Consider the following 24,414-nt stretch of genomic DNA (forward strand, 5'->3'; position numbering starts at 1 on the left):
ATAGTTACTCCAACTACATACGTGTCGTTGACAACAAAAAGAGTTTTAAAATGTTTACAGGAATTGTAGAAGCCGTAGGTACATTGAGTGCAATCACTCCCCGCGGAGAAGACATCACCGTAACGGTTAATGTTGGTAAGCTTGATATGGCTGACGTTAAGTTAGGCGACAGTATCGCGACCAATGGTGTTTGTTTGACGGTTGTTGAGTATAACGACCACAGCTACAGTGCAGACCTTTCGCTTGAGACCCTGAAAAAAACGGGTTTTGTCGATTACCAAGCGGGCGATAAAGTTAACCTTGAGAAAGCAATGTTACCAACCACGCGTTTCGGTGGACATATAGTGTCTGGTCACGTTGATGGCGTGGGTGAGATTGTTGAACGTAACCAAGTTGGCCGTGCGATTGAATTCTGGGTAGAAATGCCAGCAGAAATCTCAAAATACGTGGCTCAAAAAGGCTCAGTAACAGTTGATGGCATTAGCCTGACTGTGAACGATTTACGTAAGAACGCATTCAAGCTGACTATCGTTCCTCATACTTCTTCAGAAACCACCATCGACCAATTCAATGTCGGTCGTAAAGTGAATCTAGAAGTTGATGTATTAGCACGTTACATGGAGCGTTTACTGCAAGGTCAGCAACAAGAATCTGAGCCTGAATCTCGATTAACGATGGAATTCTTACAGCAGAATGGTTTTGCCTAACCGTTGATACAAAGTGCGTTAAGCGAGACTTTGTAAAGCGAAGCAATATCATCAGGTTTAAATAGTGTCGGTTCTAGGAAGCAGAACCATTTCAAAGGATATAGAACAATGCCAATTAGTACTCCTCAAGAAATTATTGAAGACATTCGCCTAGGAAAAATGGTTATCCTGATGGATGATGAAGATCGCGAAAATGAAGGCGATCTGATCATGGCAGCAGAACATGTGACGCCTGAAGCGATTAACTTCATGGCGATGTACGGCCGTGGCTTAATTTGTCTAACGTTGACCAAAGAGCGTTCAAACCGTATGGGTCTAGCGCCTATGGTTCAAGATAATAATGCTCAATACACAACCAACTTTACGGTTTCGATTGAAGCTGCTGAGGGTGTAACTACGGGGATTTCTGCATCAGATCGCGCCGTTACCGTTAAAGCGGCTGTGGCAAAAGATGCGAAAGCCGCTGACCTTGTTCAACCCGGGCATATCTTCCCACTGACAGCTCAAGAAGGTGGTGTATTAACTCGCGCTGGCCATACTGAAGCGGGTTGTGATCTAGCTCGCCTAGCGGGTTGTGAGCCAGCTTCGGTTATTGTTGAGATCCTAAATGACGATGGCACCATGGCACGTCGTCCTGACCTTGAAGTGTTTGCTGAAAAGCATGGTATCAAGTTGGGTACGATTGCTGACTTGATTGAATACCGTAACAACACGGAAACGACGATTGAACGTGTAGCACAATGCCATTTGCCAACAGAGTTTGGTGACTTTGAGCTTGTGACTTACCGTGACACGATTGATAACCAGATCCACTACGCAATGCAAAAGGGCGACTTGTCTGTAGGCGCTCCACTAGTACGAGTTCACCTGCATGACACGTTTACCGATCTACTTCATTCAGACCGTGGAACGGAACGTAGCTGGTCGCTAGATAAAGCGATGAAGCGTATTGGCGACGAAGGCGGTGTGTTGGTTATTCTTGGCAACGAAGAGTCGTCTGATTCTTTGATTCACAAAGTGAAGACATTCGAAGCGCAAGACAAGAACGAGCAGCCAACTATGGCGAAGAAGCAGGGTACCTCGCGTCGTGTTGGTGTCGGTTCTCAGATTCTTCAAGATCTAGGTGTGCACGATATGCGTCTGCTTTCTTCAAGCACTAAGCGTTACCACGCATTGGGTGGTTTTGGCCTTAACGTTGTTGAGTACGTTTGCGAATAAACCATGCGTTAGCAAGCAGACGTTTCTCCGTTTGTAGCAACATAATTTACCGATGACTTCAGTGGCTCTTTTGGTGATAAATCTTGCCAAAAGAGCAAAGTAGCCAAGTCCGACTCAAAACGTGTTCAACACACAAACTTGGTTACTCGCTGTTCCTATATGCTTGAGATCAGCGCTGCATTATCATCTTTACATTGCCGGTGTCTGTTCTTCTAAATTACCATTAGATATTGCTCACAGTTTTGTGCTAGAATCCGGCGATTCTCACTTGATGAAAATAGTTAAAGGAAGGCTTATGAAAGTGATCGAGGGTGGCTTCCCAGCGCCAAATGCAAAAATTGCTATCGTTATTGCTCGTTTCAACAGTTTTATTAACGAAAGTTTACTTTCTGGTGCAATCGATACTTTAAAGCGTCATGGACAAGTAAGCGAAGACAACATCACTGTTGTTCGTTGCCCTGGTGCAGTAGAACTTCCACTTGTAGCGCAGCGCGTTGCAAAAACAGGTAAGTTCGATGCGATTGTATCTCTTGGTACAGTAATTCGTGGCGGTACACCTCACTTTGACTATGTTTGTAGTGAATGTAATAAAGGTTTGGCACAAGTGTCTCTGGAATATTCTCTTCCAGTAGCGTTTGGTGTTCTTACTGTTGATACGATCGATCAAGCTATTGAACGCGCAGGAACCAAGGCTGGTAATAAGGGTGCAGAAGCAGCACTTAGCGCACTTGAGATGATCAACGTTCTTTCTGAAATCGATTCCTAATGGGGGCCAGTGTGAAACCAGCCGCACGTCGTAACGCACGTCAATTTGCTCTACAAGCAATTTATTCTTGGCAAATTACTAAAGAAAATATTGCTACCGTTGAAGAACAGTTCTTATCTGGTGGTAAGTATGATGAAGAAGAGCATCATGCTGCAGAGCCTGCTCTTGCTATGCCAGAAACAGACGTTGCATACTTCCGCGACCTACTAACTGGTGTTGCTCTTAGCCACATGGAACTTGATAGCAAGCTTCGTCCATTCGTATCTCGCCCTATGCAAGATCTGGATCTGATGGAACTAGCGCTTCTACGTTTAGCTATGTACGAGATGACTCGTCGCGAAGATGTACCATACAAAGTGGTTATCAACGAAGCTATCGAGCTTGCAAAAGTATTTGCAGCAGAAGACAGCCATAAGTTTGTTAACGGTGTGCTTGATAAAGCTGCACCGCACGTTCGTAAGAAATAAGACGTTCGTATATTGAATCTAAAGGTCAGCTTTTATGCTGGCCTTTTTTGTAACTAAATTTCTGTAATATCCATGATTACGGCGATTTTTATGAGACTAAAGATAGGGCATGTGATGTCTGGCGAATTTAACCTGATTGAAAAATATTTTGTAAATCGACAACCACAACGTAAAGACGTTCTTCTAGCTGCTGGCGATGATTGTGCTTTGGTCAAAGCGCCGGGCAATGTTGAGATAGCGATCAGCACGGACACCTTAGTGGCTGGTACCCATTTCTTAGCTGAGGCGAATCCGGCTTGGGTGGCACACAAAGCGTTGGCTTCCAATATCAGTGACCTTGCTGCAATGGGCGCGACGCCTGCTTGGGTGTCTTTTGCTTTAACCATGCCTGAAATCGATGAAGAATGGCTTGCTCCCTTCTGTGACTCCTTTTTTAAACTCGCAGACTACTTTGGTATTCAGTTAATTGGTGGCGACACAACCAAAGGTCCACTAAGCCTGACACTGACGGTACAGGGCTTTGTTCCTGAAGGACGAGCGCTGCGCAGAGATGGCGCGAAAGTTGGCGACTGGATTTACGTAACAGGTAATCTAGGTGACAGCAAAGCTGGCTTAGAAGTGTTACTTAACCCTGAGCAGAACAGAGTGAAGCCCTATGCTGCAGAGCTTGAAGAGAGACATTATGTGAGCGCCCCACGAGTGTTAGCGGGTCAGGCTCTAGTGAACCTTGCTTCATCTGCGATTGATATCTCTGATGGCGTTATTGCTGATTTAAAACATATCCTTAAGCGTTCTCAAGTTGGCGCGAGTATTGATGTAAGCACGTTGCCTATCTCTCCAGAGTTACGTCAGTTCGCTCCTGATATCACTTCAGCTCAGCAGTATGCGCTAACGAGTGGTGAAGAGTACGAACTGTGCTTTACTGTACCGGAAGAGAATAAAGGGTCGTTGGAAAGTGCTTTGTCACATACAGGTACAAAAGTCACCTGCATTGGCCAGATAAGACCTGTAGAATATTTTGAATTACACAATAATGGTGAACCACTAAGCTGGAACTTAACTGGTTACGATCACTTTAAGGTTAATTGATGACAAACCCACTTTCTCTTATTTCTCTCAAAAACCCTTGGCATTTCTTAGCAACGGGTTTTGGCAGTGGCTTATCGCCTATTATTCCCGGCACAATGGGCACGCTCGCGTCTATTCCGTTGTACCTGTTGTTGGTTCAGTTACCGTTTCCTGCTTACGTAGCTGTGGTGGTGGTAAGCTGCATTATTGGTATTAAGATCTGCCAAGTAACGTCTGACGATATGGGCGTGCATGACCACGGTTCTATTGTTTGGGATGAATTTGCGGGCTTTTGGATCACCATGAGCTTAGTGCCTATGTTGAATATCCCTGCTGATGACTGGAAATGGCTGCTGACTGGTTTTGTGCTTTTCCGCTTCTTTGACATGGTAAAACCGTGGCCGATTGGTTGGCTAGATGCGCGAATTCACGGCGGCTTGGGTATCATGATTGACGATATTGTAGCGGGTATTATGGCGGCTATTTCGTTGTATGCCGTGGCACATTTCGCAGGTTGGTTAGTGTGAGTTAACTGAAGGGCTAAGGTTTAGTTGGCGATACACCAAACTAATTAGCAGATACTAAAAAGGTTGACCCTAGGGCCAACCTTTTTTGTTTTCGGAGCTTACGAGCTTACGTATTAAAGCTACTTGGCAAGATAGTCAGTGATAGACTTCTCAATCCCTTTCGCATCTAAGCCAAGCTCTTCATGCAGCTCACCTTGAGTACCTTGAGCAATAAACTTGTCTGGTAGGCCAAGGTTCAATACTGGCATCAGTAGTTTTTCTTGCATCAAGAATTCAATCACACCTGCGCCCGCACCACCTGCAATCGCGTTTTCTTCGATAGTCACTAGTACATCGTGGTCAGCAGCAAGTTGTTTGATCAGAGCTTCGTCGAGGGGCTTAACAAAGCGCATATCTGCCACTGTAGCATCGATAGCATCAGCCGTTTGAAGTGCACTCTCAAGGAAAGTACCGAAGCTTAGGATAGCGACCTTCGAGCCATCTTTTGCTTTTTCGCTTTCGCGAACGATACGACCTTTACCAATCTCAAGAGCGGTAAACTCACTTTGAATCTCAGTACCCATGCCATTACCGCGAGGGTAACGAACGGCACTTGGACCCGTGTGCTGGTGACCGGTGTAAAGCATTTGGCGACATTCGTTCTCGTCGCTTGGTGCCATGATCACCATGTTTGGAATACAGCGCATGAAACTTAAGTCGAACGCACCTTGGTGTGTTTGACCATCGGCACCGACGAGACCTGCACGGTCAATAGCGAACATAACCGGTAGATCCATGATTGCCACATCGTGGATCAGTTGATCGTAGCCACGTTGTAGGAAAGTCGAGTAGATAGCGACAATTGGCTTATCACCGGCAATCGCCATACCGGTTGCTAGCGTCACAGCGTGTTGCTCAGCAATTGCTACATCAAAGTACTGTTCTGGATACTCTTTCGAGAAACGCACCATACCAGAACCTTCACGCATTGCAGGCGTGATCGCCATTAGCTTAGGATCTTGAGCGGCCATATCACACAGGAAGTCGCCAAAAATCTTAGAGAAAGTTGGTTTAGAGCTGGTGCTCTTAGGCAGACTTGAATGTGCAGGATCGAATTTAGGTACGCCATGGTAGCCAATTGGATCTTTCTCAGCTGGCTCGTAGCCTTTACCTTTCTTCGTCATGATATGCAGGAACTGAGGGCCTTTAAGGTCTCTCATGTTCTTCAGCGTTTTAATCAGCTCGTTTACATCGTGACCGTCTACAGGACCAATGTAATTAAAGCCTAACTCTTCAAACATGGTGCCAGGGACAACCATGCCTTTTAAATGTTCTTCTGTACGACGAACCAGCTCTTTAATCGGCGGAACGCCTGATAGCACTTTCTTGCCACCCTCACGAATTGACGTGTAAAGACTGCCAGAAAGAACTTGAGCTAGGTGGTTGTTTAGCGCACCTACGTTTTCAGAGATCGACATCTCGTTATCGTTCAGGATAACCAGCATGTCATTGTGAATATCGCCCGCGTGGTTCATGGCTTCAAATGCCATACCCGCAGTAATCGCGCCATCACCAATCACACTCACGACTTTACGGTTCTTGCCTTCTTTCTTCGAACTGATAGCCATACCAAGTGCAGCACTGATCGATGTTGAAGAGTGACCAACAGAAAGGGTGTCGTATTCGCTCTCTTGACGCCATGGGAATGGGTGCAGTCCATCTTTTTGACGGATAGTCGACAAGCGGTCGCGACGACCTGTAAGAATTTTGTGCGGGTATGCTTGGTGACCAACATCCCAAACCAACTGGTCAAAAGGCGTGTTGTACACATAGTGCAGAGCAACTGTCAGCTCTACTGTACCTAAGCCTGACGCTAAGTGACCACTTGACTGGCTCACTGAGTTAAGAAGATAGGTACGTAATTCATCACAAAGCTGTGTCAGCGTCTCTTTTGGAAGTAGACGCAAATCCTCTGGCTTATCAGCCAAAGCAAGAGTTGGGTACTTTGATATATCAAGAGTCATAGGTAATGCGCGCTTATTGTCTTAGTTCTTGCGCTCGATGACGTATCGGGCGAACTCTTCGAGTAACTGGGTATTGTATGGGATTGCAGCCAAAGCTTGAAGCGCTTCCTGTAGCAGAGTTTGCGCTTTTTCTTGAGCGCCCTCTAAACCTAGCAAAGAAGGGTAGGTGCTTTTGTTCAATTCTTGGTCAGAACCCTGTGGCTTACCCAAAGTTTCAGTATCGCCAGTGATATCTAAAATATCATCTTGAACCTGGAATGCTAATCCAATGGCGTCGGCGTACTTGTCTAATTGAGGCATCACTTCAAACGCTTTTTCACCAGCAGCGAGAGCACCTAAACGAATCGCACATTTCATTAGCGCGCCCGTTTTATTGCGGTGAACTTCTTCTAACTCTTCTAGCGTGACAGAGCGGTTTTCAGCTTCAATATCAAGTGCTTGTCCAATGCACATACCTTGTGCACCAGAGGCTTCGGCTAGGCGTTGAATCATTCGAACGCGATTGCTTTCACCGTCAGCACTTAATGTACCTTCCGCAAGTATAGTAAACGCGAGAGTTTGTAGTGCATCGCCAGTTAAAATTGCCGTTGCTTCATCGTATTTGATGTGACAAGTCTGATGGCCACGACGCAGTTCATCGTCGTCCATTGCTGGAAGGTCGTCGTGAATCAGAGAATAGGCATGAATACATTCGATTGCAGATGCTGGAGTGTCGAGTTCTTCAGCGGTGCAGCCGAGCATTTCCCCTGTAATGTAGACAAGAAATGGACGTGCGCGTTTACCGCCTAAAAGTAACCCATAACGCATCGCGTTGATCAGGTTCTGATCTTGGTGTGGTAGGCGATCAAGCCAAAGGTTCAGTTGCTCGTTATTACGTGCTTGATAAGACAATAAAGTCTCAATCATAGGGGATCTCATACAATTCGTTATTCTGGTTGTGGGTTAAAGTCACTAAGTTCTGCGTTTTCATCATTTTGCAGTAGGATGCTAACACGCTGTTCAGCATCGTTTAGTTTGCTTTGACCGGCACGAGCGAGGGAGATGCCTCGTTCGAACTTTTTCAGCGCATCATCTAAAGCTAGATCACCATTTTCTAGTTGATCAACCAAGCCATCAAGCTCTTCGATTGCTGCTTCAAAGCTCATATTTTCAGGTTTCTTAGTAGCCATAATAAATCTGCGTTTGGAAAGATGAACGAACGTTACCCTAGGCCGCTGAGATGGTCAAATGTAACCAAGAAATTTTGCTAGAAAGTTCGTTTTTAAGGGGCTTGAACGTACTTTGCTTGAATAACCTTAGCTTTATCGAGTTTATGCGCTACGTATAAGAGCAAAGTAAGCCAATAGTTGGGATTCAAAAACGAAAAGTGTGATACTTAGGCCAAGAATTTACTAAAAGATCTTATAGTCTTGCCGATACAAAGAATATCGTCGACATAGAGCTACAAAAAAGCATGAGGAGTGCTCAGTGGATTTAGCAACCCTAATAGGTTTGATTGGTGGATTTGCCTTTGTAATTATGGCAATGATCCTAGGTGGAAGCCTCGGGATGTTCTATGACACGACATCCATTTTGATCGTAGTTGGGGGCTCAACCTTTGTTGTTCTAATGAAGTTCACCATGGGACAGTTCTTTGGTGCGACTAAAATCGCAGGCAAAGCTTTTATGTTTAAAGCGGATGAGCCTGAAGATCTTATTGCGAAAGTTGTAGAGATGGCTGATGCGGCTCGTAAAGGTGGTTTTTTAGCACTGGAAGAGATGGAAATTAACAACAGTTTCATGCAAAAGGGCATCGATCTTTTGGTGGATGGCCATGATGGAGATGTAGTTCGTGCTGCACTGCAAAAAGACATCGCATTAACCACAGAGCGTCATGAGCAGGGCGCGAAGGTGTTCTCTGCATTTGGTGATGTAGCACCCGCGATGGGTATGATTGGTACCTTGGTTGGCTTGGTTGCCATGCTTTCTAACATGGATGATCCAAAAGCGATCGGCCCTGCGATGGCGGTGGCACTTTTAACCACCCTATATGGTGCGATTCTTTCGAACATGGTGTTCTTCCCAATTGCCGACAAGCTTGCGCTGCGTCGTGACCAAGAGACACTCAACCGTCGTTTGGTTATGGATGGCGTACTCGCGATTCAAGATGGTCAGAACCCACGAGTAATCGATGGTTACCTGAAGAGCTACCTAAACGAAGGTAAGCGTACGATTGATGGTGAACCTGCGTAAGAGGAGTTGAAGATGGATGAAGAAAATCCATGTAAATGTCCTCCTCCGGGATTGCCTCAATGGATGGGGACATTTGCTGACTTGATGTCACTGCTGATGTGTTTCTTCGTACTGCTGCTCTCATTCTCTGAGATGGACGTACTGAAGTTCAAACAGATCGCTGGCTCGATGAAATTTGCGTTTGGTGTACAAAACCGCTTGGAAGTGAAAGACATTCCTAAAGGCACCAGCATCATTGCACAAGAGTTTCGACCTGGTCGTCCAGAGCCGACACCGATTGATGTGATCATGCAGCAGACGATTGATATCACTCAGCAGACGCTTGAGTTTCATGAAGGTGAATCTGAGCGTGCTGGCGGTACCATGCGTGATCAAGGCAAGATGACCGGAGGCAAGTCGCCAGAGGTTTCGACTCACGACAATCAAAACTCTGAGTCAGACCAACAGCAACAACAAGCTGAAGCTCAATCGCAAGAGATGGAATCCTTGATGGAAAGCATCAAGAAGGCGTTGGAGCGAGAGATAGACCAAGGCGCGATTGAAGTTGAAAACCTTGGCCAGCAGATTGTGATTCGAATTCGTGAGAAGGGTGCATTCCCATCGGGTTCTGCTTTCCTACAGCCTAAGTTCCGACCTTTGGTGAGACAGGTTGCTGAGTTGGTGAAAGATGTTCCGGGTATCGTTCGAATCTCAGGGCACACCGATAATCAACGTCTTGATTCCGAGCTTTATCGCTCTAATTGGGACTTGTCATCACAGCGAGCAGTGTCTGTTGCTCAAGAGATGGAAAAGGTGCGTGGTTTCTCTCATCAACGCTTGAGAGTACGCGGCATGGCGGATACCGAGCCAGTCGAGCCGAACGATACTGAATGGCAACGTAGCCTCAACCGCCGCGTTGAAATCAGCATCATGCAGGGCGAGCCGCTTTACAGTGACGAAGTGCCTGTTATTAATGAATAGCCGATACGTGTACACACGGTAGCATGCAGATAGCATCGAAAGCCCAACCTTATAATGAGGTTGGGCTTTTTGTTTGCTGGTCTTCAATGGTTCTCTCTGCGGCATTTATGTCGTTTCGAAACCTGCTACTGTTAATAACAAGCGGTTTAATGATGGTGTTACAGCAAGCACTCTTTTCCTTGCTTCACTTTCTCATGTATAATTCGCGCCCTTAGATTTAGATATGATCTATTCTTGCTTCAAGTGCTGTGTAAATTCTCTAATTTACTTGGCGATGAGCGTTTTCAAAATTTTGAACATTAATGTTGTGAAAGTACTATGAAATTTATTGTTAAGCCCCATCCGGAAATTTTTGTAAAAAGTGAATCGGTGCGTAAGCGCTTCACAAGGATTCTAGAGTGCAACATTCGTAACGTTATTCAACGTCGCTGTGAAAGTGTTGCGGTATTCAACCGTCGCGATCATATTGAAGTGACGTCTGAGAGTGACCAGTACTACGCAGAAGTGTTAGAGGCTCTGACTCACACTCCAGGTATTCACCACTCTCTTGAAGTTCAACAGTCTGAATTCAAAGACTTGCACGATATTTACGAGCAAGTACTAGAACGCAGCCGTGCTGACATTGAAGGCAAGACTTTCTCTGTACGTGCTAAGCGTCGTGGTAAGCATGACTTTACCTCTATTGAACTTGAGCGCTACGTAGGCGGCGGTCTAAACCAAGCAGTTGAGTCAGCGAAAGTTCGACTTAAGAACCCTGATGTAACCGTTAAGGTTGAAGTGGCTAACGACAAGCTAAACCAAGTTCTAGCTCGTCACAAAGGCCTCGGTGGCTTCCCTCTTGGTACTCAAGAAGATCTACTGAGCTTGATCTCTGGCGGCTTTGATTCTGGTGTTTCAAGCTACCTGCACATCAAACGCGGCTCTAAGGTTCACTACTGTTTCTTCAACCTTGGTGGCCCAGCGCACGAGATTGGTGTTAAACAAGTGGCTCACTACCTATGGAATAAATACGGCTCATCTGCAAAGGTGAAGTTCATTTCTGTAGACTTTGAACCTGTGGTTGCTGAAATCCTTGAGAACGTAGAAGACGGCCAAATGGGCGTTGTTCTTAAGCGTATGTTCATGCGTGCTGGTGGTATGGTTGCAGACAAGTTCAAGATCGAAGCGTTGGTTACTGGTGAAGCACTAGGTCAGGTATCAAGCCAAACGCTAACTAACCTGCGTCACATCGACAACGTGACAGATACTTTGATTCTTCGTCCGCTTATCAACTGGGATAAAGAAGACATCATCGACCTTTCTCGTATCATCGGTACTGAAGACTTCGCTAAGGTAATGCCTGAGTACTGTGGTGTTATTTCTAAGAAGCCAACAGTGAAAGCGAAGAAAGGCAAACTGGAAGCAGAAGAAGCTAAGTTTAACTTTGAAGTGCTGGATCAAGTGATCGAGAACGCTCGTGTTATGGATATCCGTGACATCGAGAAAGAGAGCCAAGAGCAAGCGCCTGAAGTTGAACAAGTTCAAGCTGTTGCTGAGCACGCTATCGTTCTTGATATCCGTAGCCCAGAAGAAGAAGACGAAAGCCCATTAGAGGTCGAGGGTGTTGAAATTAAACACATCCCATTCTTCAAGCTTTCGACTCAGTTTGGCGACCTAGACCAAGCGAAAGAGTACTTGCTGTACTGTGACCGTGGTGTAATGAGCCGTCTACAGGCACTTTACCTACAAGAGCAGGGCTTCCATAACGTTAAGGTTTACCGCCCATAGTGGTGTGTTGACCAAGCGTTAATCATTTTGCAAAGCCGTTTACTGAAAAGTAAGCGGCTTTTTTATTTTCTATTGTGAATGATTTACAGTAGTCAGACAGAGGCGTGAGTTTGGGCGTGCTATCGTCATGCTCAGCTTTGAAATTTTTGATTGATAGAAAGAGTGTGTTCTAAACGGGTTTATAAGTACCGAAGAAGTGTGAGTATCTTGAAGTATTCTGTTACTTTTTAGTGCAACTCAATGGTGCTATTTGTATGTGTTCAGTTGATTATTTGAGTGGGTGTCTGATTCTGTGATTGGCGATGAAAAATAATAAAGATTAATTAGCACAGCTATTGATAAACTTGTTGTTACATTTCTTTGCACATAAAAAAACACCGCCCATAAGGCGGTGTAAACAAATTTGACAGACAGGTCAAAATAAATACAGGAAGTACATGCCTCGTTTCAGTATAAACTGCAACAAAACATTTGGTAGAACTCTACCCAACTCGAAAAGAACGAGTTTGCAAACACAACATCGCAGGAGCTAAGCCAATTGATTCTAGAGAGAATCAAGCCGTTCAGGCTAGCTGCTGCGGGATGAAATATAGAATTTCTCTGGCTGCTAGGCAATGGACAAATTATAATGTTTCAGATAAAAAAAACTAATGCTTATTTAGAGAGTAACTATGTCTCGTCGATTACCCCCATTAAACTCGCTAAGAGTGTTTGAAGCTGCAGCTCGACACTTGAGTTTTACGCGTGCTGCAGAAGAGTTGTTTGTTACTCAAGCGGCAGTCAGTCATCAGATCAAAGCGCTTGAAGAATTCTTATCTTTGAAGCTGTTTCGCCGAAGAAACCGCTCTTTGCTGCTAACTGAAGAAGGTCAAAGCTACTTCTTAGATATCAAAGATATTTTCACATCACTAGCAGAAGCGACAGACAAAGTGCTGGAGCGAAGTGAGAAGGGCGCATTGACCATCAGTTTACCGCCGAGTTTTGCTATTCAATGGTTGGTACCAAGGCTCGCTGACTTTAATCAGCAAGAGCCTGATATTGATGTAAGAATCAAAGCCGTTGATATGGATGAAGGCTCGCTAACCGATGATGTAGACGTCGCTATCTATTATGGCCGAGGGAATTGGTCGGGGCTCAGAGCCGATAAACTTTACCAAGAATACTTAATTCCTCTTTGCTCACCTTCCGTGCTGCTAGGAGCTAAACCTTTAGAATCTCTCAGTGATTTGGCATGTCATACGCTACTGCATGATACATCTCGAAAGGATTGGAAACAGTTTGCTAAGCAAAATGGTATTGATGGGGTAAACGTTAATCATGGCCCTATCTTCAGTCACTCAACCATGGTATTGCAGGCGGCCGCTCACGGGCAAGGTATTGCTTTGGGTAATAATGTGTTGGCGCAACCTGAAATCGAAGCAGGTCGTTTGATTGCACCTTTTGATGAAGTGTTGGTAAGTAAGAACGCCTTCTATGTAGTGTGTCATGAGAAACAAGCTGACATGGGGCGTATTGCGACTTTCCGTGATTGGATGTTGGCGAAAGCGCAAAGTGAACAAGAGGACTTACTTGATGAATAACCTCATCATTGATGGTGAAGACAACCCAATAACCTTTATCTTTGCACATGGTGCTGGCGCAGGTATGGATCATGAGTTCATGCAGTCGGTAGCAAAAGGGTTGGCGTTTAAAGGGATACGAGTGATTCGTTTTAATTTCCCTTACATGATCAAACGTGCTGAAGATGGTAAGCGTCGTCCACCTGATCGAGCCCCTAAACTGCTCGAAGCTTACCAAGATATTATCGGACAGGTAGATGCCGATAAGCTTGTGATTGGCGGTAAGTCGATGGGAGGACGTATGGCGAGCCATTTGTCTGAAGTTGATAAGGTGGCAGCAATGGCCTGTTTAGGCTTTCCTTTCCACCCTCCAGGTAAGCCAGAGAAGTACAAAGGTGAGCACTTAGCTGAGTTACAAAAGCCATGTCTTATTTTGCAGGGTGAGCGCGATACCTTTGGTAAGCGTGAAGAGTTTACCGATTTCGACCTGTCGGATTCTATTCGTGTTGAATTTATCCCAGACGGTGATCACAGCTTTAAGCCTCGTAAGAGCTCTGGTTACACAGAGCAGCAGAATATTGCCTTAACCGTTGAGAAGCTGTCAGCGTTTATCAAAGAGGTACTTAATGAGAAGTAAGTATTTACTCACGTTTGCAGGTATCTCTGGTGCGATTGCTGTCATGCTTGGTGCCTTCGCGGCTCACGGGTTGAAAGCTATCTTGCCAGAATATCTGCTAGGCGTGTTTGAGACGGGTGTTCAGTATCAGTTTATCCATACTTTGGCGATATTGGCGTGTGGCGCTCTGTTGCAGATGAAACTTGGCGCTAAATCACAAAAATATTTTTTCATTGCGGCAATTTGCTTTATCATCGGCATCCTTTGTTTTAGTGGCAGCCTTTATGGCTTGGCACTGACAGGAATAAAATGGTTTGGCCCTATCACTCCGTTTGGTGGTCTACTATTTATCATTGGTTGGGGAGTCTTCTCCTTCGCTGCTTTGAATATAAAAGAGGTAACTCAGTGAAACACGTACTACTTTATTGTCGCTCTGGTTTTGAAAAAGAATGTGCTGGCGAAATTCAAGACAAGGCAACACAACTGGAAGTGTTTGGTTTTCCTCGCTTAAAGAACAATACAGGCTTTGTATTGTTTGAATGTTATCAAGCAGGCGAAGCCGATAAATTGGTTAAAGAGATCGACTTCCAATCACTGATCTTTGCTCGTCAAATGTTGGCAGTGGCTGTTGAAATTAAAGACCTGCCAACCGATGACCGTATTTCTCCAATTCTTGAGGCGCTTTCTGAGAAAGAAGGTTTCCCTCGTTGTGGTGATATCCGTATTGAAACGCCAGATACTAACGAAGCAAAAGAGCTTTTGAAGTTCTGCCGTAAATTTACCGTGCCGATGCGTCAAGCGATGCGTGGTAAAGGCCTGATGACAGCGAAAGATAACGCTAAGAAGCCTGTGCTTCATTTATGCTTTATCGCTCCGGGTCACTGTTTTGTCGGTTACTCCTACCCAACGAACAACTCACAGTTCTTTATGGGTATCCCTCGTCTGAAATTCCCATCAGATGCGCCAAGCCGTTCTACATTGAAGCTAGAAGAAGCATTCCACGTATTCATCCCTCGTGATGAGTGGGACGAGCGTCTGGCTCCAGGCATGTGGGGTGTTGATTTAGGAGCGTGCCCAGGTGGTTGGACTTACCAATTGGTTAAGCGCTCGATGTTCGTTCACTGTGTTGATAACGGCATGATGGCAGATAGCCTAATGGAAACGGGTCAAATTAAGCACCACATGGTGGATGGCTTTAAGTTTGAACCAGACCGTAAGAACGTCACTTGGATTATCTGTGACATGGTTGAGAAGCCAGCTCGTGTTGCACACCTTATGGGTGAGTGGATCATTAAAGGCTGGGCGAAAGAAGCACTGTTCAACCTTAAGCTGCCTATGAAAGGCCGTTACGATGAAGTACTGCAAGATATCGAGAACCTAAAAGTGTTCCTTATTGAGAACAAAGTGAAGTTCAAGATGCAGGCTAAGCACCTTTACCACGATCGCGAAGAGATCACGGTTCATATTCAGGCGCTTTCAAACATCTCACCGCACTAATACGCGGTTAATGAACATAAAAAAACGCTCCTTGTTAGGAGCGTTTTTTTGTATCAATATTATCGAGTCACAGCGACTTAAGAGCTTGCTTCGTAACGAATATCTTGCAGGTTGAACCCTAAATCAATATCGGTTTTGAGTGCCGATACTTGCTTACATACACGAGCGGATTCGATGTGTTCGTCGAACTTCTTACGATATTTTTTCGGCAGATCTTCTGCTTGATAGGCCGCTTCGATATCTGGGTAAGTGGTCAATATCTCTTTGGCTGCTTTTGGCCCGATACCTGGGATGCCCGGTACTTGGCTTGAGCTTACGCCCGTTAATCCCCAGTAATCCGCCAGTTGTTCAGGTTTAACGCCAAACTCAGCTTCGATAAAGGGTTTATCTAACCAGCGGTGCTGGAAGTAATCTCGGATCTGAAGCGTTGGTGACAACAGTTGGCAGTAGCCCTTATCCGTCGAGACGATGGTGACGGTTTCTCCGTGGTCAGCCACTTTCTTTGCCAGTGTTGCGACGAGATCATCCGCTTCATCGCCATCAGACAGCAGTGAATCAATGCCTAACTCCCACCAAGCTTGTTGAATAGCATCAAGGCCTTTCATCAATGGTTCTGGCATCGGTTTACGATTCTGCTTATAAGCAGGAAGCACATCTGCGCGCCAGCCACGGTCTTGTAAATGGTGATCAAATACCGCGATGATGTGGGTGGGCTTTGATTCATTCAGAATCTTATTGAGAGTGCGAATTGTGGTGGTAATGGTTCTTGCTATATCGGTTGGATCCGGCTGAACAGAGTGCACGCGTCGGATGAGGTTTAAGGCATCGATAATAACAAGATGGATAGACATAAGTTTCCACTAAATAGGCAATAAAAAAGGGGCTGCTAGCCCCTTATAGTAACGTATCACTTGGTGAGTTGAAACGTTGGTAACGTAAACGCCTTAATCACGTGAGGCGATTTTATAGCAAGGCACGTAGTCGGTCCCTCCCGGTAACTTCATTCGATGTTGCTCAACAAAGTCATTCAGCAGTTGGTCCATCTTGGTCATTAGCTCTTTGTCGCCATCAATGAGGAATGGCCCATGCTTCTCAATCTCCAGAATACCTTCGGCTTTGACGTTACCTGCCACAATACCTGAGAACGCTTTACGTAAATTCGCAGCAAGGCTCTCTGTTTTCTGATCCATGTGCAGATCGAGTGCCGCCATAGATTCGTGAGTAGGGTCGAAGGGGAGTTGGAACTCAGGCTCAATATGCAGTGACCAGTTGTAGCTGTAAGCATCGCCTGTTTCTTTACGGTGAGAGCGTACATCTGGCATTGCTTGCTTCATAATTTTCGCAGCACGTGCTGGATCATCAATGACAATTTCATAGTGCTTTTGCGCTTCTTCACCCAATGTTTCACCAATGAACTTATCAATTGAACGGAAGTAAGCCTCGCTCTCTTTAGAGCCAGTTAGAACGATAGGCATTGGTTGGTCTGCGTTGTTTGGGTGCATCATGATACCTAGGATGTACAGCAGTTCTTCGGCGGTTCCTGGGCCTCCAGGGAAGATTATGATGCCATGTGCCATACGAACAAACGCTTCAAGACGTTTCTCGATATCGGGCATGATCACCAGTTCGTTCACTATCGGGTTTGGCGGCTCAGCCGCAATGATTGATGGTTCAGTTAACCCTAAATAACGATGTTCAGTATAGCGCTGCTTAGCGTGACCAATAGCCGCACCTTTCATTGGCCCCTCCATCGCACCTGGTCCACAACCCGTACAGATGTTGAGTTCACGTAGGCCAAGTTCATTACCGACTTCGCGAGTATATTGGTATTCAGTGGCATTAATTGAGTGACCACCCCAGCACACGATCAGGTTCGGCTCAATGCCGGGTGTGAGTGCTCCTGCGTTTCTCAAAATACCAAACACAAGATTGGTGATGTGAGTTGCGTTGGTGAGGTTAAGCCTTTGGTTATCGGCCAAGTGCATGTTGACGTAGACAATGTCACGCAGCACTGAGAATAGATGTTCTTGAATACCCTTGATGATTTCACCGTCGACAAAGGCATGCTCTGGTGGGTTGCTTAGTTCGAGCTTGATACCACGCTCACGACGCACCACTTCAACATCAAATGACTGATACTTGTCGAGCAATTCTTTGGAGTTGTCGGTATGGCTACCCGAGTTCAGTACCGCTAACGTACAGTTACGATACAGTTGGTACAGATCACTAGATGCGGTTTTTTTAAGACGCTCAACTTCAAGTTGAGAGAGTAAATCCATGCTACCGGCAGGGCTGATATGAGTGATCATAGTGCCTCCTTGTTGAGAAGAGCAGAGGCGACTTTTGAAGTGACCCTCTGGCTCGAGAGTGAGAAGCAAACGTTGAAAGTGTTTGGTTAAAGGTGAGAAGAGTTAACCAGACGAAACGGTTACGACAGCGTTGCTTTATGGATTGTATGGAATTGCTTAAGGGCTAATATCGAGTTGCTTAAGATCTTATAAACAGCATGACTTGTCAAGAATGCTTGTTAAGCGAATGTTAATCATAAGCTTAGCAAACATTGAGGGAATTGGTATGTGATAAGTATTTGAAAAAAAGAAATAAATTAAATCAGGCCTAGTTTAATTCCAAACCAATTGGTTAGTACCACGTTGTTTGGCTTTGTTTAGCGTTTTATTGAGTCGCTCTAGTACTTCTTCAGGTGTATCTGACTCTTTGAATTGAGTACTTGCTGCACACAAAGTAATCGTGATTTGTTGATCACGGAACTTAAAGGGTAAACGGCTGACTTGAGTCTGGATGTTTTGAATTACCTGGTGGCAATATTCATCCGTTTGCTCTGGTAATAACAAGATAAATTCCTCACCAGAAAAACGAGCCACACTATCGGTAGCGCCGGTCTCTTTGGTGATGGTTCTTGCGATAATTTTGAGTGCTTTGTCACCCGCTGTATAACCAAAACTATCATTGATGGCTTTGAAATTGTCGATGTCCAGAAGTACTACGCGCAGTGAGTGTTGTGCGCGGATCCAGCGGCGATACTCAAGCTCTAAGCGATCAGTAAAGGCAGTGCGATTGTAAACCTTGGTTAGAGGATCAAGCAGCATACGCTGAGCCTGATCTTCCAAGCGCTTACGGTAATCTTGCGTCACTTCATAGAGTGAATCTAACTGAGTCTTTCCGTAATTCATTCTCTCTATCAGAGCTTGTTCTTTTTGCTCTGCATGATTCAATCTTTCAGAAAGAGAGGCGATTTCACTAAGCAGAGGATTAATCGTCTGCTTTAAGTTATCAATGTCCGTTGCTTTATCTACAGAACTCTGGCTCTTGATGACAAGCTCATTTAGCTCAGAGTTCAGGCCTTGGCGATGCTTAAAGTAGCTTTGGCTTTGGTCTGCATTTTGATCTGCGGTTTTGATGCTAGACGCGAGTGAAGAATTAAGCTGGTCAATAAACTGTTCAGACTTTTTACGCTCTAGATTGGTGCCCTCTATGACTAGTTTGAGAATTTGAAGCGTCAGCTCAAGGAGGTTTTGTGTAGAAACACCAAGCAGCAGTTTGGCTCGAATATCGGTAAGTAGCTCACCCGATTCACCCTCAAAATCGAGTTCGGTGATCAGATGTTGTAATTCGTTTGATAAGTCGGCAAGGAGTTCTTGTTCAGGCGATTGCGCAGCGTCGGCAAAATGAGTACGAGAGTTGTTCGCCATGATCTTTATGGCACGCTCGTAAATACCGAGGAGTTTCATGGCGTGGTCGACTTTCTGACTGCCATTGCATTCGGAGAAGCTAAGTAAGTTTCGTAGGTCGCGTTTGAGCTGTGCTGGAAGGCCAGTTATGCGCTGCAGCGTTTCCCCACTGTGCTTAATGCTATCGTCCAGATACCCGTTCTGTTTATCCATAGCCAACGTTTTCTGCTTAAGCATCCTTTCTAATACTGCCAGTTTTGGGATCATTGAGCTAATGTCTTTTTGCTTTTCTAGCTCTTCCCTAAGGGCAATGAGGTTTTCATCTAAATGGCTGTTACTACCAACACATGCATCACTTAAAGACGTGACGATACGCTTTAGAACTTTCTGTTCTCTAATAAACTTGAACGAGGTGTCTCTTTGCGTCAAACGGACCTGCTCCAACTGAGATTTCAGCTGGTGGAGTTGCGCCTGAATGTCTTTTTCAAGAATGCCCATAGATGTATTTATTAGCGCCGCGTAGACCGATCTCGATCATTTTGATGAAATTCCGTTGCATCGATAATAACAAAACTAAAAATAAGGTCACGGCTTGCCGCTCTTAACCGCTCGCAAATCAGTCATCTTTTAGCATTTTTTTGATGTTGTCCTCATTCTGGTATGACGATTGTATCTTTATTAACCCTTGATTAATCGCATGTTTACACGCTTCTCGTATGTTACCAGTTGCAAGGCTTGCCGCTGGTGCGTTATCGATAGCTTTGAGGTATACCCATTGGCTAGTGCGTTCTTTCAAGCTGATTTCACGCGCTAGGTTGGTCGACATCAACAATACATCTAATAGCTCTTGGTCATTAATAGCGGTGTAAGCTCGTGGTAAAAACGGGTAGTCAGCGATGCCCATTCGAATCGTTCGGTTGATATTACGTTCTGGCTCGAAGTCATTTACCCACGATTGAATCTTTAGGAACATCGCTTCTGGTGATGAATCACGATCTGAATTTGGCTCTATATAAAGCAAGTTCGCATCTGAGAAATGATAGACGCGAGCTGGGCCTTCCAGTTTTGATTTTAAGAAATCACCGAAAGCATCTTCGAGCTCTAAGCCCGCTTTATAACCATTTTGCGTATACATGTTGCGCAGGAAAGGTAAGTCAATCATAACGAAGCGTAAGCGGTCGTTTAATGGTTCATAAATCAACTCCCCAAGCTGCCATTGCTCGAAGGTTTGGCTGGTTTGCTCTAACGAATTTGAGAGCTTAGCATTGAGCATTCTTAGGTTCGGAAGCTTTGAACGTGAGTGCGTAAAAAGATCAGTACGCAGCGAATCCACTTCTTTAGCTAAGGTTTGGATGAGGTAGCCTCTGCGTAGTACAAAGAAGAATAGGACGATGCTGAACAGAAATAGGGCGAAGGATATCTTTTGGAATTTACGATGCTCTAACTTATACCTTTCTAATTCTTGCGCTTGACCAGCGTAGTGCAAAGTTTGTTCAGCAAACTCTTTCTGCTGACGGAATGCATCCTCACCTACACGATTTAGTTTTTGCTGCTCTAAAGAAACTAAACTATTGTACTGCTTGAGATTCGCTAATGCTTGTTGAGGACGACCTGCTTGTTCATAGCCTAAGGACAGTAAGTAATACGAACGCTGTGACAGGTGCATATTTTCTATCTGACGTGAAATTTCAAGTGCACGTGTCGCATGCTTGATTACGTCATCGCTCTCTTGTAGATGATAAGCTAACCCTGCCGACAGCAGCGCAGCGCGGCCTTCCAGTTTTGGAATATCTGTGTACTCCAACAGCTCAAGAGCGCGTGTTAGGTATTGTTCTGCAAGAGGGTAGTTATAAAGGCGTAAGTAGGTAGCTGATAAACTCAGACGAATATCAATGACTTGTTGGATATCTCGGTCGGTGCTTTCATGGTCCAAAACGTTGAAGAAATGCACTAACGCAAGGTTATATTTTCCTTGAAAGAAGTATACATCACCCATTTTTTTAAGCACTTGTGCCAAAACAGGTGAGTTTTCAAAGCTATCATAGAAATCAGCAGCTTGAGATAAGTGCTCGAGAGCTTTATCTAACACTTGGCGTTCAAAGAAAAGCTGAGCAAGCAGGCGGTTTACTTTTGCTAAGCGTGAGCTCAGATTACCTTCTACGGATTTCCAGTAGCCATACAACAACTCAGATAGTGCGTGGTTGTACTCTTTATGGGTTAGATAAAATTCACCGACCGCGATGTGGTAGTCGATAGTCACTTTTTCTGAGTAACGCTGATCGAGGTAGGTTTTCGCTTCTTGGTAGAACTTCTCGGCTTCATCGACCTTATTGTCATAAGAGGCAATATCAGCTTTCAGCATGATCAAACGATAGGTAATACCTTCTGTTAAACGCAAGGTTTTATTCACCGATTCTAGGTTTGCTTCGATACTCGCCAGCTCTGTTTTTGCTTTGGCTGATTTCCTGTCACTCAGCCAAAGTAAGCGTACTTTTAGGATCTCAAGATCCAGTTTTAGGTACTCAAGCTTATAGGTTTTCGCAAGCTCAAATGCTTTGTCGATATGTTGAATCGCAATATGAATATTACCAAGGTTGTATTCTGCTTTCGCTAATATCTTGTAGGCATCAATACTGCTGTTTGGGGTTCTGATCGAAGAGTCTGTCTCTTCGCGAGAAATAGCCGATGGGCTTTTCTCGCTTTGGTCTGAAAGGATACGTAGCGTTAGGTAGCTGTTGGCCATTTGTTTTGCTTGGCTCGGCTCGATCTCAACCAAATTATTGGCTTCATTGAGTAGCGCCGACGAATAAACCGACGCATTGACCGATGTGCTTAAGCTTAAAATAAATAGACTAACAACGTATAACCAACGCATTTCAATGTCCCTTTAAAGATTTGGTAGGTTCAAATAAGTGTGGGTGGTTCTCGCCTGATTATTGGCGAGCCATACGCTTATTGTGGCTTGGTCTATCTTGCTCTGTTGAACGGTATGGGTTGATATCCAGACCACCACGACGTGTGTAACGTGCGAACACAGTTAGCTTCGAAGGTGCACAGTATTTCATGATGTCAGTGAAGATACGCTCAACACATTGTTCGTGGAATTCATTGTGCTCACGGAAAGAAACTAAATAGCGTAGCAGAGCTTCACGGTCAATTTGCTTACCAGAATATGCGATCTCAACGCTGCCCCAATCCGGTTGATTGGTGATCAAACAGTTCGACTTCAATAGGTGGCTGTGCAGTGTTTCTTCAACGTCTTGTTCGCCAGCAGCGCCTTCAAGCAGCGACGCTTCAAAGTCGTAGCTAGTGATTTGGATGTCTTGGTTGTCGATACAGTCACCTTCCATCGTCACGATAGGTTGGTTAGTGTAGTCGGTTACTGAGTTTACATTCACAATCACCGTTTCGCCTGCACATGCCGACAAATCTTGGGTCAGGCGCTCGGTTACTTGATCCCAGTTTTCAAATTGAGTCTGGTTGTAGCTGTTCAGGTACAGCTTGAAAGATTTTGATTCAATTAAATTTGGGCTGGTTGCTGGGATGAAAACTTCACCGACAGCCACTTGTGGTAGACCATTGGTGTTTAGCCACGAAAGCTCGTACATCGTCCAAATATCATGACCAACAAAAGGCAGCTCGCCGTTTAGCGCAAGATCATCGCGATTAAGGCTACGAGGCACTGGTTGCAATAAACTTGCATCGTATTGGTTAGAGTACTCAGTTTTTTGGCCAAGGGTTAAACCCGCTAGCTCTTTTGCGTCAGAATATTTGCTCATACTTTCGTTTCAAATTCGATTAGAATGGGGTCGATTTTACTGAATCCCCCTTACCCTGTCATTAAGTCATCGCTTAATCGGCGCGGAAAGGGCTCGGATTCTATTTATTATTTTGTGTTTAGGAGATTTTCATGACTCAACGTGCTCAAGACGCACTACTTTCTTTTAGTCAGCGATACGTTGACGCGTGGAAGCAGAAACACCAAAGCTTACCTCGTAATGAGGAGTTGGTGGACATCGTATCGCCATGCGTAGAAGAAAAGAGTGGCGATGCCGTGTTGTGGAAGCACTATCCACGTGAGCAATTCGCGGATTTCACCAACGTTGAAACCGGTATTGAGTTGACTCTGCATGAAGACATCAAAACTTTCTACGGCGCACAATTCAGCGCAGATATGAACGCAACTTTCGATGGTAACGAATTGACTCTGTTACAGATTTGGAGTGATGAAGACTTCGAATGCCTACAAGAAAACATTTTGGGTCACCTAGTAACTCAGCGTCGCTTGAAGCTAAAACCAACGGTTTTCATTGCCGCGACCGATGCTGAGCTGGATGTTATCTCTATCTGTAACCTAACGGGTAACGTGATTTTGGAGCGCTTAGGTACCAAAAATCGTGATGTGCTCGCCGAGACATTGGCAGAATTTTTAGAAAAGCTACAACCAGCGGTATAAATAGATGTACGTACTAGAACTTCAATTTGAGTGTTTTGATAACACAACGGTAAGCGCTGTCGACAAGGCGGTTAATGGCTTAATGGATGCACTTCGTTATAACGGACAAGTGTTAGGTCGTGAGTTCCCAATCGTGATGGGCGATGGGGAATTCTATGTTCGCGTTGTGTGCCCGGAGCAAGATAGCTTGCACCCGCGGAATCACTCAGACTTTGTGAAAGTGTGTTTTGATCGCTTGTCTAACGCGAGCCTACTAGCGCCTAAAATGCGTTTGCTAGGTCGAGATCTGAACTCAGAAGAAGTGGCAGAAGATGAAACACCAAGCTGGCAGGTGTTATACACGACATTCGTGCACACCTGTTCACCGCTGCGTAGTGGCGATAGCTTGCTACCAATCCCTTTGTATCGCAATCCACCTACCTTCAATGGCGACCATAAAGCCGTGTTGAAATGGCAGACCGAATGGCAAGCCTGTGATGAAGTACAAATGGGTGGTGGTTGTCGCGCGGAACATGCAACGCTAACCGAGATCAGTGACACGAAGAGTGTGCTGTTTAAACGCGGTTGGGGTCTAAGAGGGCGCATTGAGTATCTGACTAAGGTTCCAACCTACTACTACTTATACCGTGTCGGTGGGATCAGCCTGAAAGATGAAAAAGAGCGCAAATGCCCGCAATGTGGTGGTGAATGGCTGCTAGATGCGCCTATCCACGATATTTTCTATTTCAAGTGTGATGACTGCCGATTGGTGTCAAACATCTCTTGGGATCACCTGAAGTAATCGACTTTGTTTCGCTTAAATCTGAGATGCTTTACTTTCTAGCAAATCTTTATCATTAAAAAAGGGGCTGACGTTATGTCAGCCCCTTCGGGTATCTATAC

Annotated in this window: 23 protein-coding genes; 15 read left to right on the forward strand and 8 right to left on the reverse strand. The window is 45.0% G+C overall.

Annotation, left to right across the window (positions count from 1 at the left end; translation table 11 throughout):
• Nucleotides 1–50: 50 nt before the first annotated feature.
• The 6 genes from A136_RS15780 (at nt 51) to pgpA (ending at nt 4,753) form a co-directional block, all read left to right on the forward strand.
• Nucleotides 51–707, forward strand: coding sequence for a riboflavin synthase (locus A136_RS15780; RefSeq protein WP_010436361.1), 657 nt, complete (start codon nt 51–53; stop codon nt 705–707).
• A gap of 108 nt (nt 708–815) precedes the next feature.
• Nucleotides 816–1,925, forward strand: a complete 1,110-nt coding sequence (gene ribBA / locus A136_RS15785) for a bifunctional 3,4-dihydroxy-2-butanone-4-phosphate synthase/GTP cyclohydrolase II (protein ID WP_017063333.1) — start codon at nt 816–818, stop codon at nt 1,923–1,925.
• Nucleotides 1,926–2,220: 295 nt separating this feature from the next.
• Nucleotides 2,221–2,691: a 6,7-dimethyl-8-ribityllumazine synthase gene (gene ribH, locus A136_RS15790; RefSeq protein ID WP_004741508.1), complete on the forward strand. Its 471-nt coding sequence runs from the start codon at nt 2,221–2,223 to the stop codon at nt 2,689–2,691.
• Complete coding sequence (gene nusB, locus A136_RS15795) at nt 2,691–3,158, forward strand: transcription antitermination factor NusB (RefSeq protein ID WP_004734399.1); 468 nt, start codon at nt 2,691–2,693, stop codon at nt 3,156–3,158. The genes ribH and nusB overlap by 1 nt, the downstream gene beginning before the upstream one ends.
• A gap of 114 nt (nt 3,159–3,272) precedes the next feature.
• Nucleotides 3,273–4,247: a thiamine-phosphate kinase gene (gene thiL, locus A136_RS15800; protein WP_017063334.1), complete on the forward strand. Its 975-nt coding sequence runs from the start codon at nt 3,273–3,275 to the stop codon at nt 4,245–4,247.
• Nucleotides 4,247–4,753, forward strand: coding sequence for a phosphatidylglycerophosphatase A (gene pgpA / locus A136_RS15805; protein ID WP_017060782.1), 507 nt, complete (start codon nt 4,247–4,249; stop codon nt 4,751–4,753). Before thiL ends, pgpA begins: the two co-directional genes overlap by 1 nt.
• Before the next feature lie 119 nt (nt 4,754–4,872).
• Here pgpA and dxs read toward each other — a convergent pair whose 3' ends face one another.
• Genes dxs through xseB form a run of 3 tightly spaced genes read right to left on the reverse strand, consistent with a single transcriptional unit; the run spans nt 4,873 to nt 7,925 of the window.
• The gene (dxs, locus tag A136_RS15810) at nt 4,873–6,756 is read right to left on the reverse strand and encodes a 1-deoxy-D-xylulose-5-phosphate synthase (protein ID WP_017063335.1); all 1,884 of its coding nucleotides are present in this window, start codon (nt 6,754–6,756) and stop codon (nt 4,873–4,875) included.
• A 21-nt stretch (nt 6,757–6,777) separates the two neighbouring features.
• Nucleotides 6,778–7,662, reverse strand: coding sequence for a (2E,6E)-farnesyl diphosphate synthase (gene ispA / locus A136_RS15815; protein ID WP_017063336.1), 885 nt, complete (start codon nt 7,660–7,662; stop codon nt 6,778–6,780).
• A 20-nt stretch (nt 7,663–7,682) separates the two neighbouring features.
• Nucleotides 7,683–7,925: an exodeoxyribonuclease VII small subunit gene (xseB, locus tag A136_RS15820; RefSeq protein ID WP_004734405.1), complete on the reverse strand. Its 243-nt coding sequence runs from the start codon at nt 7,923–7,925 to the stop codon at nt 7,683–7,685.
• 298 nt (nt 7,926–8,223) lie between these two features.
• On the opposite strand from xseB, the gene pomA reads away from it, so the two are divergent.
• From pomA to rlmM, 7 genes are all read left to right on the forward strand, one after another.
• The gene (gene pomA, locus A136_RS15825) at nt 8,224–8,988 is read left to right on the forward strand and encodes a flagellar motor protein PomA (protein ID WP_017060778.1); all 765 of its coding nucleotides are present in this window, start codon (nt 8,224–8,226) and stop codon (nt 8,986–8,988) included.
• Between the two features lie 12 nt (nt 8,989–9,000).
• On the forward strand, nt 9,001–9,948 hold the full coding sequence (locus tag A136_RS15830) for a flagellar motor protein MotB (RefSeq protein ID WP_017063337.1): 948 nt from the start codon (nt 9,001–9,003) through the stop codon (nt 9,946–9,948).
• Nucleotides 9,949–10,266: 318 nt separating this feature from the next.
• Complete coding sequence (gene thiI / locus A136_RS15835; RefSeq protein WP_017063338.1) at nt 10,267–11,715, forward strand: tRNA uracil 4-sulfurtransferase ThiI; 1,449 nt, start codon at nt 10,267–10,269, stop codon at nt 11,713–11,715.
• Nucleotides 11,716–12,386: 671 nt separating this feature from the next.
• Complete coding sequence (locus tag A136_RS15840; protein ID WP_017063339.1) at nt 12,387–13,295, forward strand: transcriptional regulator GcvA; 909 nt, start codon at nt 12,387–12,389, stop codon at nt 13,293–13,295.
• Nucleotides 13,288–13,911, forward strand: a complete 624-nt coding sequence (locus tag A136_RS15845) for an alpha/beta fold hydrolase (RefSeq protein ID WP_017063340.1) — start codon at nt 13,288–13,290, stop codon at nt 13,909–13,911. Before A136_RS15840 ends, A136_RS15845 begins: the two co-directional genes overlap by 8 nt.
• Nucleotides 13,901–14,299 carry a DUF423 domain-containing protein gene (locus A136_RS15850; protein ID WP_004734382.1) on the forward strand — a complete coding sequence of 133 codons (399 nt, stop codon included), beginning with the start codon at nt 13,901–13,903 and terminating at the stop codon, nt 14,297–14,299. The genes A136_RS15845 and A136_RS15850 overlap by 11 nt, the downstream gene beginning before the upstream one ends.
• Nucleotides 14,296–15,387: a 23S rRNA (cytidine(2498)-2'-O)-methyltransferase RlmM gene (gene rlmM / locus A136_RS15855; RefSeq protein ID WP_017063341.1), complete on the forward strand. Its 1,092-nt coding sequence runs from the start codon at nt 14,296–14,298 to the stop codon at nt 15,385–15,387. The genes A136_RS15850 and rlmM overlap by 4 nt, the downstream gene beginning before the upstream one ends.
• Nucleotides 15,388–15,464: 77 nt before the next feature.
• Here the strand turns inward: rlmM and xni are convergent, their stop codons facing one another.
• The 5 genes from xni to queF form a co-directional block, all read right to left on the reverse strand.
• Nucleotides 15,465–16,238, reverse strand: coding sequence for a flap endonuclease Xni (gene xni, locus A136_RS15860; RefSeq protein ID WP_017063342.1), 774 nt, complete (start codon nt 16,236–16,238; stop codon nt 15,465–15,467).
• Nucleotides 16,239–16,331: 93 nt separating this feature from the next.
• Nucleotides 16,332–17,696, reverse strand: a complete 1,365-nt coding sequence (gene ppnN / locus A136_RS15865) for a nucleotide 5'-monophosphate nucleosidase PpnN (RefSeq protein ID WP_017063343.1) — start codon at nt 17,694–17,696, stop codon at nt 16,332–16,334.
• 312 nt (nt 17,697–18,008) lie between these two features.
• Entirely contained in the window at nt 18,009–19,574 is a 1,566-nt protein-coding gene (locus A136_RS15870; protein WP_017063344.1) for a sensor domain-containing diguanylate cyclase, read from the reverse strand.
• Between the two features lie 118 nt (nt 19,575–19,692).
• Nucleotides 19,693–21,951, reverse strand: a complete 2,259-nt coding sequence (locus tag A136_RS15875; protein WP_017063345.1) for a tetratricopeptide repeat protein — start codon at nt 21,949–21,951, stop codon at nt 19,693–19,695.
• Nucleotides 21,952–22,009: 58 nt separating this feature from the next.
• Nucleotides 22,010–22,855 carry an NADPH-dependent 7-cyano-7-deazaguanine reductase QueF gene (gene queF / locus A136_RS15880; RefSeq protein WP_017060768.1) on the reverse strand — a complete coding sequence of 282 codons (846 nt, stop codon included), beginning with the start codon at nt 22,853–22,855 and terminating at the stop codon, nt 22,010–22,012.
• A 131-nt stretch (nt 22,856–22,986) separates the two neighbouring features.
• On the opposite strand from queF, the gene syd reads away from it, so the two are divergent.
• A complete protein-coding gene (gene syd / locus A136_RS15885; protein WP_017063346.1) occupies nt 22,987–23,532 on the forward strand; it encodes a SecY-interacting protein in 546 nt (181 codons plus the stop codon).
• A gap of 4 nt (nt 23,533–23,536) precedes the next feature.
• The gene (locus tag A136_RS15890) at nt 23,537–24,313 is read left to right on the forward strand and encodes a Zn-ribbon-containing protein (protein WP_017060766.1); all 777 of its coding nucleotides are present in this window, start codon (nt 23,537–23,539) and stop codon (nt 24,311–24,313) included.
• Nucleotides 24,314–24,414 lie beyond the last annotated feature (101 nt).

This window comes from Vibrio crassostreae 9ZC13, from assembly GCF_000272045.2.
In the GTDB taxonomy this organism is placed as follows: Bacteria; Pseudomonadota; Gammaproteobacteria; order Enterobacterales; family Vibrionaceae; genus Vibrio; species Vibrio crassostreae_C.

Excerpts from the sequence above, each read along its gene's own strand:
- A136_RS15780 (WP_010436361.1), top strand. The coding sequence starts at position 51 with ATGTTTACAGGAATTGTAGAAGCCGTAGGTACATTGAGTGCAATCACT.
- ribBA (WP_017063333.1), top strand. The coding sequence starts at position 816 with ATGCCAATTAGTACTCCTCAAGAAATTATTGAAGACATTCGCCTAGGA.
- ribH (WP_004741508.1), top strand. The coding sequence starts at position 2,221 with ATGAAAGTGATCGAGGGTGGCTTCCCAGCGCCAAATGCAAAAATTGCT.
- nusB (WP_004734399.1), top strand. The coding sequence starts at position 2,691 with ATGGGGGCCAGTGTGAAACCAGCCGCACGTCGTAACGCACGTCAATTT.
- thiL (WP_017063334.1), top strand. The coding sequence starts at position 3,273 with ATGTCTGGCGAATTTAACCTGATTGAAAAATATTTTGTAAATCGACAA.
- pgpA (WP_017060782.1), top strand. The coding sequence starts at position 4,247 with ATGACAAACCCACTTTCTCTTATTTCTCTCAAAAACCCTTGGCATTTC.
- dxs (WP_017063335.1), bottom strand. The coding sequence starts at position 6,756 with ATGACTCTTGATATATCAAAGTACCCAACTCTTGCTTTGGCTGATAAG.
- ispA (WP_017063336.1), bottom strand. The coding sequence starts at position 7,662 with ATGATTGAGACTTTATTGTCTTATCAAGCACGTAATAACGAGCAACTG.
- xseB (WP_004734405.1), bottom strand. The coding sequence starts at position 7,925 with ATGGCTACTAAGAAACCTGAAAATATGAGCTTTGAAGCAGCAATCGAA.
- A136_RS15830 (WP_017063337.1), top strand. The coding sequence starts at position 9,001 with ATGGATGAAGAAAATCCATGTAAATGTCCTCCTCCGGGATTGCCTCAA.
- thiI (WP_017063338.1), top strand. The coding sequence starts at position 10,267 with ATGAAATTTATTGTTAAGCCCCATCCGGAAATTTTTGTAAAAAGTGAA.
- A136_RS15840 (WP_017063339.1), top strand. The coding sequence starts at position 12,387 with ATGTCTCGTCGATTACCCCCATTAAACTCGCTAAGAGTGTTTGAAGCT.
- A136_RS15845 (WP_017063340.1), top strand. The coding sequence starts at position 13,288 with ATGAATAACCTCATCATTGATGGTGAAGACAACCCAATAACCTTTATC.
- A136_RS15850 (WP_004734382.1), top strand. The coding sequence starts at position 13,901 with ATGAGAAGTAAGTATTTACTCACGTTTGCAGGTATCTCTGGTGCGATT.
- xni (WP_017063342.1), bottom strand. The coding sequence starts at position 16,238 with ATGTCTATCCATCTTGTTATTATCGATGCCTTAAACCTCATCCGACGC.
- ppnN (WP_017063343.1), bottom strand. The coding sequence starts at position 17,696 with ATGATCACTCATATCAGCCCTGCCGGTAGCATGGATTTACTCTCTCAA.
- A136_RS15870 (WP_017063344.1), bottom strand. The coding sequence starts at position 19,574 with ATGGGCATTCTTGAAAAAGACATTCAGGCGCAACTCCACCAGCTGAAA.
- A136_RS15875 (WP_017063345.1), bottom strand. The coding sequence starts at position 21,951 with ATGCGTTGGTTATACGTTGTTAGTCTATTTATTTTAAGCTTAAGCACA.
- queF (WP_017060768.1), bottom strand. The coding sequence starts at position 22,855 with ATGAGCAAATATTCTGACGCAAAAGAGCTAGCGGGTTTAACCCTTGGC.
- syd (WP_017063346.1), top strand. The coding sequence starts at position 22,987 with ATGACTCAACGTGCTCAAGACGCACTACTTTCTTTTAGTCAGCGATAC.
- A136_RS15890 (WP_017060766.1), top strand. The coding sequence starts at position 23,537 with ATGTACGTACTAGAACTTCAATTTGAGTGTTTTGATAACACAACGGTA.